Genomic DNA, 12,203 nt, shown 5'->3' with positions numbered 1-12,203 from the left:
TCTTCATTTAAAACAACTTTCAAATGAACTGCTTTAGGAATATGAAACGGCAACGCTAATTCTTCACCATCCAGCCCTTGGTTTTGGACAAACTCATACGTCCGATACAATTTCTGCATCCAACTCATAATCCCAACTCCTTGGCTTCGTCTTCCACCGGCTTCACGTTCTCGCCGCGTTTGAACGGTTTTTCAGGCTGCATTGCGCGGATAAAGCGGGTTTTCAGACGGCCTGTGTCGTTCACGCTTGGAAACTCAATCACGCCGTGCTGCATATTCGCCGCCCAGAAGCGGCTGACAAGTTCGTTTTTGCCCGTTTCTTCGGGGTATCCGAAACTGTGGAACATCAAGCCGAAATCGAGATTGTCGATTTCATCGTAAAAACCCGCTTCCCCGTCGCGGCTGGGAGCGCCGAATTCGCACGGCTCGACATAGCCTTGGCAGTCGCGCGTGCCGAGAAAAATATCCTGCCGCCCGCCGCGATCCAGCATTCTTTCGGCGATGGCGATATGCTTGCCGGCGATGCGGTCGCCCTTAAGTTCTTCCCAGTTTTCGTTCCAGGTGAAATGCGCTTCGACTTGGTATTCCACGTCCTGCAAAAAGGTGTAAATCGCCAGGGTGTTGCCGCCGTTCCAGTCCAGCGGTTTGGTGGATTTGCTTTGGGTGCGGATGGGCTTCATGACGCGCACGCGGTCGATATGCCAGATCAGCGTGGGCTTCCAATAAATGCTTTTTAAAATGCCTTTAAGCGCTTCGTACGTCGGCACTTGGTAGCTGAATTTTTCGCCGCCGATTTTGGTGACGGGGTCGGTGAACAAGGCTTGCCGCCCCCATACGCGGAAAGTGATTTGGTTGTTCATATTGCTCCTTCTATAAATCGTAAAACGTCATTTCGCCGGTTTGCTGAACCGACAATCCGTATTCGTCGCTGTAATGTTCGTCTTTCAAATAATAAATGCCCGAACCCGCCTGCACTTCCTGTATGGCTTGTTCTTTTTCCAGCTTGTCCCACACATTCGGAAACACGTTGACGCTGTAGCGTTGCGCGGCCTGCAAAGTGCGGTACATTTCTTTCGGATTCCACGCGCCGCACAATTCGGCAATCAAATCTTTGCCTGCGCCGTGCGGCACAATTACGGCACGGGTCGGCGCGTCAATCGCGGCAAACGCCTGTCCTGCGCTTTTAAACGACTGCATCAGCAAAGGAAACGGCTTGGTGCGCTTGTCGTTTTTCGGTGAATACGCGTTGAGGCGGTTATCGGACAGCCAGTCCAGCAGACTGCCCGATGCGCTGTTTTTGACGGAATACGCCATTTCACCGCTGCGGCTGTAAAAATAGTATTGGAAATACTGCTGCATCGCCACAGGCTGCAAAATATCCTGCCCCGCAAATTCGCGCAGCACGCGGTCGGCGTTGCACTGGCCGATGTGAATATCGGGCAGCACTTGCGCCAAATTCGGTTCTTGCAGGTTCAGCACATACACCTGTCCTTTGCCGCCTTTTTCGCCGTGGCGGTTGCAACGCCCCGCTGCCTGGGCAATGCTGTCCAGCCCGCCCAATGCGCGGATGACGCAGGCCATCGAAATATCCACGCCCGCTTCAATCAACTGGGTGCTGATGCAGATGACGGGTTCTTGGTTTTTCAGACGGCGTTTGATTTCATCGAAAAGGGTTTTGCGGTGTGCGGCGCATTGGTTGGTGCTCAGATGAAACAGGGCTTCGGGCGGCACGTTTTGGCGTTGGCAATATCGGTAAAGCTCCTGCGCCCATTTTTTGGTGTTGACGACAAACAGGCAGCTTGAGACTGCCTGAAACTGTTCCAATAGAAACGCACCCGCATCATCCACCGACCAGCCGCCTGCTTTTGGCCGGTAAGAGATTTCCACACGGGACAAATCGGCGAACAATTGATCCAATGCTTGGCTTGCGCCCATGATTTCGGGATCATCCGCCAGCCTCAATTCGCCGAATTCCGATTTGGGCAATTTATCCAGCAGCGGCTGGGTTGCCGTACACAACACCGCGCTGCTTTTACCGAACTGCGTGAGCCAGTTGAGCACATTGCAAAACAGATGCACGCATTTCACCGGCAGGGTCTGGATTTCGTCGAAAATCAACACACTGCGGGTCATCGGATGGATATGCCGTGCGCCGCGCGTGCCGCCGCCGAACCAGGCATCCAGAAACTGCACCATGGTGGTAAAAACAATCGGCTTGTCCCAGTTTTCCGACAGCAGTTTGTCCTGCCAGTTTTGCTTTTCAGGCTCGAGATTGGAATGATGTTCGAGTACCCAATCTTCGCCGAGAATGTCGCGCACGGCTTGGGCATTTTGGTCGATGATGGAAGTGTAGGGAATGATGTAAATGATGCGGTCGAGATGGTGCTTTTGCGCATGATGCAGCGCATAACGCAGGCTCGCCAAGGTTTTGCCGCCACCCGTCGGCACGGTCAGCGTATAAATGCCCTGCGGGTCGGCGGCGCGTTTCAGGCAGGCATCGGAAATATCGCGGCGGATTTGGTCGATGGTATAACGGATTTCAAAATTTGCCAAATGGCTTTCGAGCCTTTCGATCGCCTCCTGCCAATCCGGCTTCTCCGTCAAACGGCGCAAATCTTTCTGCGTTTCGCGCTCAAAATCGGCGCTGTTGATGCGGTCAGCATCAATCAGGCAACTAAACAGGAAACGGGTCAGGCAGCCGAGATAGAACTCCTCAATTTTATGAGAGGTTTTAATCCTTCCTGTCGCACGTTCTTCCTGAAAAGAAATAATCATCGGCTGTACGATCGGCTTTAATACGGAAAACAATTGTTTGACCAAATCTTCACTTGCCAACCGCTCCGCCTGCCATTTTACCGCTTCATCAGCATTGCGTTCGCATTCCGCCAAATGCGTCAGCGCATCGTCTTTTTGAAAACGCTCAAGCCACTTTGTCTCACCTTCAGGATTTAAACAGTCAATCAACCCCGCCCCATGATGCGACGCAATGCACAAGCCCAACATCTGCCCGACCAACTCCCCGATGCCGTTTGCCGCCCCGAACTTTTTCAGACGGCCATATACCCACTGCGCGCCTGCGGTGGAGTGGTCGATTTTCCGGCCGTTCGGAAGCGTATCTTCCACATCAATATCAGGATTTACACCTGTTGCCGCTTTGATGTATTCCTGAAACGCCAACGCATATTTGCCGAAATCGTGCATTAGACCAAGCAGTTCGCCTGCGCTGGCCAAGTTTAGCTTGGCGGCCAAATTGCGGGAGATTGCTGCGGTTTCTGTAAGGTGAATTTCGACGGTTTGGATGTTGTGATCGGTATAGCGAACATGTGCGATATAGCTCATAAAATTATCCTATACAAGCACAATGATGATGATATTCTTAAAATATTACATAAAATAAATTCCGTCATTAATATTTTATGGTTATTTACTGTTTTGGTGTTTAGTAAGATTCTGCTCAGCTTCTTTGACAGCATTCTCCAGCCCCTGAATACGTTCCTGATAACGGACATAGTTACGCTCATTACCATAACGTATCTTCCTGCCCTCTTCTAAAGCACGGCGGGCTTCTTGTAATTTGATTTGGGCTGCCTCTATATTTGCAGAAGAAACCGTTGGAGCAATCTGTTGTTCTGCCAAAGATTGACTATGTACTTGGTTGGAAAAAGTTTCAGACGGCTTATTGGCAAGTAGCGGGGTATAGACCGATGGTTTGCCTAAATCTTGGCGTTTACAGTTTTTCCCTGAACTCTGGGAATAAATACGATTACCTTGACTATCGGTACATTCATACACGACAGAAGCAGGCAAAGAATGAATATTGAAGCAACAAATTAAAAGCACAGCAATTTTTGTGAGTTTCATTTTACTATCCTTATGTGTTTAAATCAGTTTTTATAAAATAACCACCATACAGCCATGAGAATAATGCACATAACAATATTGGCAATAAAAATAATCTTCCATTGCTTCGGCTTACTTACTCTGGATTGATTCCGATATTCTCGCCTTATATAGAAAAACGGGCTAAGTAACATGGACACAGCACAAAGTAAGACAATAATAGCGTAGTAAATTTTTTCCTGTTCCATATTTACCCGTCCATTCTGTCAACACCATTCAAACCATAACCGGCACAATATATATCATCTCTGATGGTAATCAGTGGAGAAAATAATAAACCGTATAGCCAATCAACAAAAAAATAGGGATAAATAGCAATAACGTTTGCCGTTTCCATTCCGGCTCGTCTTTAAGATGATGCTTAATGGTTTCGAATAGGACAAATTTAAAGAGAAATGTGGCTTCACATGCCAAAATAATGCCATTAATCATGTATTGTGCCTTATCTTCAGGCGGCATTAGGGTAAAAGCCGCAATACTGACAAGCGGAATCAGACAGATCACCAGCCAGCGCAACTTCATATTCGGATTACTGTTCATTATGAGCCTTCCGTAATTACTCTGAAACTCTCATGGTAAATAACGGCAGGCCGTCTGAAAATCTGTTTTCAGACGGCCTTTGCCTATATAACGTTTATTCTTCCGGTTGTTCTCCGTCGGTTTCATCCAAACGGCCTTCCGTAATATCCATATTGATGCCTACGGCAGCCCGGATTTTCGCATCGATTTCATCGGCTACTATTGGATTCTCTTTCAACCATACTCTGACGTTATCTTTTCCTTGTCCAATTTTGGCACCGTTATAGCTGTACCAAGCACCAGACTTTTCAATCAGATTATGCTTAACGCCGATATCGATAAGCTCGCCTTCCCAACTTACGCCTTCACCATACAAAATATCGAATTCAGCCTGACGGAACGGAGGAGCAACCTTGTTTTTGATGACTTTGACTTTGGTTTCATTACCAATGACATCGTCACCTTTTTTAATCTGTCCTGTGCGACGAATATCGAGACGAACGGAAGCATAGAATTTCAAGGCATTACCGCCAGTTGTGGTTTCGGGACTGCCGAACATCACACCGATTTTCATGCGGATCTGGTTGATAAATACCACCAGTGTATTGGTACGCTTGATGTGCCCAGTCAGTTTACGCAGAGCCTGACTCATCAAACGGGCCTGCAAACCGACATGGCTGTCCCCCATTTCACCTTCGATTTCAGCTTTGGGCACAAGTGCCGCCACCGAATCGACCACAACCATGTCGACACCGCCGCTGCGAACCAGTGTATCGCAGATTTCCAAAGCCTGTTCTCCAGTGTCGGGTTGGGAAAGATACAACTCTTCTACTCTTACACCGAGTTTGCGGGCGTAAACAGGATCGAAAGCATGCTCTGCATCGATAAAGGCACATATACCGCCGTTTTTCTGACACTGGGCAATTGCTTCCAAACAAAGCGTGGTTTTACCGGATGATTCGGGGCCGAAAATTTCAACGATACGCCCGCGCGGAAGACCGCCCACGCCAAGCGCCAAATCCAAACCGAGAGAACCGGTAGAAATGACTTCGAGATTTTCTTCTTGATGGCTTCCGTCCATCTTCATAATCGAACCCTTACCGAAATTCTTCTCAATTTGGGCTAAGGCAGCGGCTAAAGCTTTACTTTTTTCGTCTGACATAATGGATCTCGTCTAAAATGGATGATTGGATTCGTTACAACGGATTATACCTGCGAATCCGAAAAAGTAAACAAAAAATTAGCAAAAATAAAATAAATCTGAGTTATTAAAAAAAATCTAATTCTAACTCAACTTTATCGGTATACTGTATTTTGATCAAAGTACCGGATACAGTCCTATAAAAATATTCCGTTTGATTTCCCAAGTAATTTTCTTCTGTTGGCATTATTTTGTAAAGAAAAGTCATCCCAATCCGGTTCAGGCCGTCTGAAAAATGTTTCAGACGGCCTGATGCGTATCATAGTTTGCAACCGGCTCGATGACCCGATAGGGATATTTGCGACCTTTACCAATCAGGTTTGCTTTATCACTAAATAACTTACTCGGCCACACAAATCCGACAAACAAATAATACTTGACCCGCTACATCCAATTACATAAAGTATGCGCCACACAGATAGAAATTGGTCAAACCAATTCAGAGAACAGCACAAATGAACACAAACCAAACACCCCAACCCTCCGGCACAGTTCCGTCTGATGCCTACTTTTTCGGCACCTGTCTGCTTGATATTTTTATGCCTGAGGCAGGCATGGATGCTATTACCCTTATAGAGCAGCAAGGCATCCGCATCCATTTTCCAATGGAGCAAAGCTGCTGCGGACAGCCTGCTTTTTCATCCGGACATCCCCAAAAAGCCTTTGATGTCGCCAAAGCCCAGCTCGATCTGTTTCCCGAAAACTGGCCGATTGTCGTGCCTTCCGGTTCTTGCGGCGGCATGATGAAGCACCATTGGCCAACGCTTTTCAAGGGCAGTGAATACGAAGCCAGAGCCAATGAAATTGCCGGCAGGGTCATCGAATTTACCCATTTCCTTCTGGCCATCGGCTATAAACCGCAAGACAAAGGTACACCCGCAAAGGTCGCCGTACATACTTCCTGTTCCGCACGACGCGAGATGAATGTACACCTGTCCGGCTGGCAACTGGTGGACAGTTTGGCGAATGTAGAGCGGGTGGTGCACGACCACGAAAGCGAATGCTGCGGTTTCGGCGGCACATTTTCCGTGAAACATCCCGATATTTCCGGTGCGATGGTCAGCGACAAAGTTGCCGCGCTCAAAGAAACACAAGCCGTAGAAATCATCAGCGCCGATGCTGGCTGTATGATGAACATCGGCGGCAAAATCGCAAAAAGCGAGCCGGGAATGCCCAAGCCCAAGCACATCGCCACTTTCCTGCTGGAGCGAACAGGAGGCAAAGCATGAGTGCACGCGACAATATTTTTACGAAGCTCCGCAAAGCCGACACATACCCCATCCGAGAGCCTGAAACTCAAGAATATTATGGGGAGATGTCGCCGCATTGGGAAAATGAAACAGAACGCCTGAAACATTGGGCCAAGGCCATGCGTGCGGTCAAAACCGAAATTTACTGGACTACCGAACAAAACTGGCCGGAAATCCTGTTGCAGGTAGCCAAAGAAAAAGGCCTGAAAAACATTCTGCTGCCCCTTAAAACTTCAGACGGCCAGAAAGCGGCAGCCGCATTGGAACACAGCGGTATCGAAGTCAAAACCTTTACTCAGGAAATCGAGCACTGGAAAGACGCATTCTTCCAAGACATTGACGCAGGCTTTACCGGCACCCGTTGCGGCATTGCACATACCGGCACACTGATGCTGTGGCCGACGCCGGAAGAACCCCGCAGCCAGAGCCTTGTTCCCCCCGTGCATATCTGCACGTTCCGTACCGACAAAATCTACGACACATTCCATGCCGCCATGCAGGGTGAACAAATGGCAGACAACATGCCTACCAACGTCGTTCTGGTATCCGGCCCTTCCAAAACCGCCGACATTCAGCTTACCCTCGCCTACGGTGCACACGGCCCGCGGGACATGGTGGTTTTGGCCATTTTGCCGCAACACATCAATCCTGCCGATTTGGAGGACTAAATAACATGAACACACAAACCATCCACATCCATCCCAAACCGGAAACTTTCAAACAGAATGCCCGACAAGCCTTGGCCGATGCGCCTTTGCGCAAAAGCCTGCGCACGGCCATGGACATGTTGATGACGCGCAGGAAAGCAGCTTTGTCAGACGAACAAGAACTGCAACTGCTCCGGGATTTGTGCGAACACATCCGCCGCCGTTCCTTATCGCGCCTGCCCGATTTGCTCGAACAGCTTGAAACCAACCTGACCCGCTTGGGTGTCAAAGTCCATTGGGCGGAAACGCCGTCTGAAGCCTGCCAGATTATCCACAACATCATTACAGCCCGTAACGGCAAACTGATGGTAAAAGGCAAATCGATGGTCAGCGAAGAAATCGAGCTTAACCATTATCTGGAAGACAACGGCATCAAAGCCATTGAAAGCGACTTGGGTGAATATATCGTACAGATGGCCGGTGAAAAACCCACCCATATCGTGATGCCCGCCATCCATAAAACCAAGGAACAAGTCAGCGAACTTTTCCATAAAAACCTCGGCACTCCGTTAACCGACGACGTGGACGAACTGACGGGAATTGCCCGCAATGCCCTGCGCGACATCTACCGCACTGCCGATGTCGGACTTTCCGGTGTCAACTTCGCCGTTGCCGAAACCGGCACGCTCTGCCTGGTCGAAAACGAAGGCAACGGCCGGTTGTCCACCACCGTACCGCCCGTCCATATCGCCATTACCGGCATCGAAAAAGTCGTGGCCAAACTGTCTGACATCCCGCCTTTGTACAGCCTGCTTCCCCGCAGTGCCATCGGCCAGCCGATTACCACTTACTTTAACATGATTACCGGCCCGCGCCGCAGCGAAGAACTCGACGGCCCCCAGGAAATGCACCTTGTTCTGCTCGACAACGGCCGCAGCCAAGCCTATGCCGAAGAGCAGATGCGCAAAACCCTGCAATGCATCCGTTGCGGCGCCTGCATGAACCACTGCCCCGTCTACACCCGAATCGGCGGAGCCGCCTACGGAACCACCTATCCCGGCCCCATCGGCGAAATCATCTCCCCCCACCTGCTCGGTTTGGATAAAACCCGCGACTTGCCCACCGCCTGTTCTACTTGCGGCGCATGCAACGAAGTCTGCCCCGTCCGCATCCCTATTACGGAACAAATGATCCGTTTACGCCAAGAGGCACAGCGCTCACCGACCGAAACCGTACCCCATCCCGTCCGCGGACAAGGTGCATCACACAACTTCGGCGAACAAATGGCTTGGCGCACCTTCAACGGCATTTTCAGCGGCAAAAAAGCCTACCGGGCTTTCGGTTGGGCAGCCACTACGTTCCGCGCACTGACTCCCGGCAAACAACTGGGCTGGACAGACTACCGTACCCCGATGAAGCCCGCCGCCAAAACGCTGCACGAAATGATGGCGGAAAGGGAAAGCAAACAGTCTTCCAAAACATAGGATTATCTTTGATTTAAGAGATTTAAGATTACTGCCTCCCGCCAAACCAAGGCCGTCTGAAAACTTTTCAGACGGCCTTGACTTATGCCTTTACACCACGCCAACAGCTCCTTATCCGAGCATCCGCAAGCCCGTAAAATGTGCCATAATACGCAGGCGCTGTTGTTTGGCGCAGAAAAGAAAAACCTATTTTGCCGGACATCTTGTCGGCACCATTTCACAACGGAGTCATTTATGAGCAGCAAATCCACCATCATCTACACCCATACCGACGAAGCCCCTGCCTTGGCGACAAAATCGTTCCTGCCGATTGTCCGCGCATTTGCCAAACACGCCGACATCGATTTCCAAACGGCCGATATTTCCCTTGCCGGCCGCATTTTGGCAACTTTCCCCGATTATCTGGAAGAAAGCCAACGCATCCCCGATGCGCTGGCCGAGTTGGGCAAACTGGTTACCCAGCCCGAAGCCAACGTTATCAAGCTGCCGAACATCAGCGCATCGGTTCCCCAGCTTACCGCAGCCATTAAGGAATTGCAGGCGCAGGGCTACAAAGTGCCCGATTTCCCTGCCGATCCGAAAACCGACGAAGAAAAAGCCGTGCGCGAACGTTACGACCGCATCAAAGGCAGCGCAGTGAATCCCGTATTGCGCGAAGGCAATTCCGACCGCCGCGCCCCTAAAGCGGTAAAAAACTTTGCAAAAAAATACCCCCACAGCATGGGCGCATGGACCAAAGATTCCAAATCACATGTCGCCACTATGTCATCAGGCGATTTTTTCCATAACGAACAATCCGTTACCGTACCCGAAGCCACCACGGTTTCCATCGTTTTCACCGACAAACAGGGCAATAAAAAAGAACTGCGCAAGCCGTTGAGCCTGAAGGCGGGAGAAATCATCGATGCCACCGTAATGAGCAAAAAAGCGCTGGTCAAATTCCTGGAAGAGCAAGTGGCTGATGCCAAAGCGAAAAACGTGCTGTTCTCGCTGCACATGAAAGCCACCATGATGAAAGTGTCCGACCCGATTATCTTCGGTCATGCCGTAAAAGTGTTTTTTGCACCCGTGTTCGAAAAATACGGCAAAGAACTGGCCGCAGCGGGCGTGAACGTGAACAACGGTTTCGGCAATCTGCTGGCCAATCTCGACAAACTCGACGAAACCACCCGCACAGGCGTTCAGACGGTCATCGAAGCCGCCTACGCCGCCGCTCCCGATTTGGCAATGGTGGACAGCGACAAAGACATCACCAATCTGCACGTTCCCAGCGATGTCATTGTCGATGCGTCCATGCCCGCCATGATCCGAAACAGCGGCCGCATGTGGGACAAAAACGGCCAAGCCCAAGATACCAAAGCCGTGCTGCCCGACAGCAGTTATGCAGGACTGTACCAAGTCGTTATCGATTTCTGCCGCGAACACGGCGCATTCGATCCGACCACAATGGGCACCGTACCCAACGTCGGCCTGATGGCGCAGGCCGCCGAGGAATACGGTTCACACGACAAAACCTTTGAAATCGAAGCCGACGGCACGGTACAGCTTATAGATGGCAGCGGCAATGTTCTGACCACCCACGAAGTAGAATCAGGCGATATTTGGCGTGCCTGCCAAACCAAAGACGCCCCCGTCAAAGACTGGGTACAGCTTGCCGTCAACCGCGCCCGCCTGAGCAACACGCCTGCCGTGTTCTGGCTCGACGAAAAGCGCGCCCATGACGCGCAAATCATCGCCAAAGTCAACAAATATCTGGCCGAATGCGACACATCCGGCTTGGACATCCGTATTCTCGCTCCCGTCGATGCCTGCCTGTTCAGCCTGCAACGCATCAAAAACGGCGAAGACACCATCTCGGTAACCGGCAACGTATTGCGCGACTACCTGACCGACCTGTTCCCAATCCTGGAACTCGGCACCAGCGCGAAAATGCTCTCCATCGTTCCCTTGATGAACGGCGGCGGCATGTTTGAAACCGGCGCGGGCGGTTCCGCACCGAAACACGTTCAGCAGTTCCTCGAAGAAAACCATCTGCGTTGGGACAGTTTGGGCGAATTTCTCGCATTGGCCGTATCGTTCGAGCATTGCGCCCAAAAAACCGGCAACACCAAAGCACAGGTATTGGCCGACACGTTGGATGTTGCCACCGAGCAACTGCTGCTGAACGACAAATCGCCCAAACGCAAAGCCGGCGAACTCGACAACCGCGGCAGCCATTTCTACATCGCACTCTACTGGGCGCAAGCTCTGGCCGCACAAAGCCAAGATGCCGGACTGCAAGCCAGATTCGCCCCCGTAGCCGAAAAACTGGCCGCACAAGAAACGCAGATTTTGGCCGAACTCGCATCCGGCAGCGGCAAAGCCGTGGACATCAAAGGCTATTACGCCCCCGACGAAACCGCAGCATCCGCCGCCATGCGACCCAGTGCTGCACTTAATGCAGTGATTGACGCGCTGTAACATACGCCCAACTGCACAAAGGCCGTCTGAAAAAATTCAGACGGCCTTTTTATATATTTTGTTTTAAACCAAGCGGTTTTCAGACGGCCTAAGGCATATCCCAAACACGCTCCGCACCGCAACATTCTCCGTATCCTTTGAAATAAAGCACTACTTGAACAACAAACCCGTCATTCCCAAGCAGGTGGGAATCCAGCAGTTTGAATTTCAGTATTCGTTAGTTAGGAAAGCCACCGTTCCCAACCATCAAACCTAGATTCCCGCCTTCGCGGGAGTGCCGATACAGAGAATTTCAGAGACAGAGAACAAGGAAAAGGATATGGAAAATAAGTACAGGCCGTCTGAAAACGGATCCTGAAGCATTCGTTAAAACGCCCCGAAAACAGTATTTAATTACACGGCATTTGCATCACATACCGCCTAATACTCAAACCGCAGCTTCCGAACGCTCTCCCGTGCGGATGCGCACAGCTTCTTCCACCGGTATGATGAAAATCTTGCCATCACCGATTTTGCCCGAACGCGCGGTTTCGATGATGGTTTCCACCGCACGCTCCACATCAGCATCGGCCAACACGAGTTCAAGCTTCACTTTAGGCAGAAAGTCCACCGCATATTCCGCGCCGCGGTAAATCTCGGTATGCCCCTTCTGGCGGCCGAAACCCTTAACTTCAGTAACAGTCATGCCGGTAATGCCGATTTCGGTGAGCGCTTCGCGCACGTCGTCAAGTTTGAACGGCTTG

The 12,203-nt window shown here is 50.7% G+C and carries 10 protein-coding genes; 4 read left to right on the top strand and 6 right to left on the bottom strand.

Features of this window, described 5'->3' with window-relative positions; genetic code table 11:
* Positions 1-124: 124 nt before the first annotated feature.
* The 5 genes from cas5c to recA form a co-directional block, all read right to left on the bottom strand.
* Entirely contained in the window at positions 125-859 is a 735-nt protein-coding gene (gene cas5c, locus ACEYDX_RS02920; protein ID WP_373740541.1) for a type I-C CRISPR-associated protein Cas5c, read from the bottom strand.
* A gap of 10 nt (positions 860-869) precedes the next feature.
* On the bottom strand, positions 870-3,338 hold the full coding sequence (cas3, locus tag ACEYDX_RS02915) for a CRISPR-associated helicase Cas3' (protein WP_373740540.1): 2,469 nt from the start codon (positions 3,336-3,338) through the stop codon (positions 870-872).
* Positions 3,339-3,419: 81 nt separating this feature from the next.
* Entirely contained in the window at positions 3,420-3,860 is a 441-nt protein-coding gene (locus ACEYDX_RS02910; RefSeq protein ID WP_373740539.1) for a lipoic acid synthetase, read from the bottom strand.
* 297 nt (positions 3,861-4,157) lie between these two features.
* Positions 4,158-4,439 (bottom strand): hypothetical protein, encoded by a 282-nt coding sequence (locus tag ACEYDX_RS02905; RefSeq protein WP_373740538.1) that lies wholly within the window; start codon positions 4,437-4,439, stop codon positions 4,158-4,160.
* A 94-nt stretch (positions 4,440-4,533) separates the two neighbouring features.
* On the bottom strand, positions 4,534-5,580 hold the full coding sequence (gene recA / locus ACEYDX_RS02900) for a recombinase RecA (protein WP_373740537.1): 1,047 nt from the start codon (positions 5,578-5,580) through the stop codon (positions 4,534-4,536).
* Positions 5,581-6,074: 494 nt separating this feature from the next.
* On the opposite strand from recA, the gene ACEYDX_RS02895 reads away from it, so the two are divergent.
* The 4 genes from ACEYDX_RS02895 (at position 6,075) to ACEYDX_RS02880 (ending at position 11,460) form a co-directional block, all read left to right on the top strand.
* Complete coding sequence (locus ACEYDX_RS02895; RefSeq protein WP_373740536.1) at positions 6,075-6,848, top strand: (Fe-S)-binding protein; 774 nt, start codon at positions 6,075-6,077, stop codon at positions 6,846-6,848.
* Positions 6,845-7,537, top strand: a complete 693-nt coding sequence (locus tag ACEYDX_RS02890; protein WP_373740535.1) for a lactate utilization protein C — start codon at positions 6,845-6,847, stop codon at positions 7,535-7,537. Before ACEYDX_RS02895 ends, ACEYDX_RS02890 begins: the two co-directional genes overlap by 4 nt.
* A 5-nt stretch (positions 7,538-7,542) precedes the next feature.
* Positions 7,543-9,000: a LutB/LldF family L-lactate oxidation iron-sulfur protein gene (locus tag ACEYDX_RS02885; protein WP_373740534.1), complete on the top strand. Its 1,458-nt coding sequence runs from the start codon at positions 7,543-7,545 to the stop codon at positions 8,998-9,000.
* Between the two features lie 234 nt (positions 9,001-9,234).
* A complete protein-coding gene (locus tag ACEYDX_RS02880; RefSeq protein ID WP_373740533.1) occupies positions 9,235-11,460 on the top strand; it encodes an NADP-dependent isocitrate dehydrogenase in 2,226 nt (741 codons plus the stop codon).
* A gap of 427 nt (positions 11,461-11,887) precedes the next feature.
* On the opposite strand, the gene ACEYDX_RS02875 is transcribed toward ACEYDX_RS02880, so the two are convergent.
* The coding region (locus tag ACEYDX_RS02875; RefSeq protein WP_373740532.1) for a P-II family nitrogen regulator at positions 11,888-12,203 on the bottom strand (316 nt) is incomplete at its 5' end.

It is taken from the genome of Neisseria sp. (genome assembly GCF_041804105.1).
In the GTDB taxonomy this organism is placed as follows: domain Bacteria; phylum Pseudomonadota; class Gammaproteobacteria; order Burkholderiales; family Neisseriaceae; genus Neisseria.
The sequence above is the reverse complement of the archived record's forward strand: the minus strand, read 5'-3'. Positions and strand labels throughout refer to the sequence as shown.

Bases quoted from the DNA above. Each gene is read 5' to 3' on its own strand.
- cas5c (WP_373740541.1), bottom strand. From the start codon at position 859: ATGAACAACCAAATCACTTTCCGCGTATGGGGGCGGCAAGCCTTGTTC.
- ACEYDX_RS02880 (WP_373740533.1), top strand. From the start codon at position 9,235: ATGAGCAGCAAATCCACCATCATCTACACCCATACCGACGAAGCCCCT.
- ACEYDX_RS02885 (WP_373740534.1), top strand. From the start codon at position 7,543: ATGAACACACAAACCATCCACATCCATCCCAAACCGGAAACTTTCAAA.
- ACEYDX_RS02890 (WP_373740535.1), top strand. From the start codon at position 6,845: ATGAGTGCACGCGACAATATTTTTACGAAGCTCCGCAAAGCCGACACA.
- ACEYDX_RS02905 (WP_373740538.1), bottom strand. From the start codon at position 4,439: ATGAACAGTAATCCGAATATGAAGTTGCGCTGGCTGGTGATCTGTCTG.
- recA (WP_373740537.1), bottom strand. From the start codon at position 5,580: ATGTCAGACGAAAAAAGTAAAGCTTTAGCCGCTGCCTTAGCCCAAATT.
- ACEYDX_RS02895 (WP_373740536.1), top strand. From the start codon at position 6,075: ATGAACACAAACCAAACACCCCAACCCTCCGGCACAGTTCCGTCTGAT.
- ACEYDX_RS02910 (WP_373740539.1), bottom strand. From the start codon at position 3,860: ATGAAACTCACAAAAATTGCTGTGCTTTTAATTTGTTGCTTCAATATT.
- cas3 (WP_373740540.1), bottom strand. From the start codon at position 3,338: ATGAGCTATATCGCACATGTTCGCTATACCGATCACAACATCCAAACC.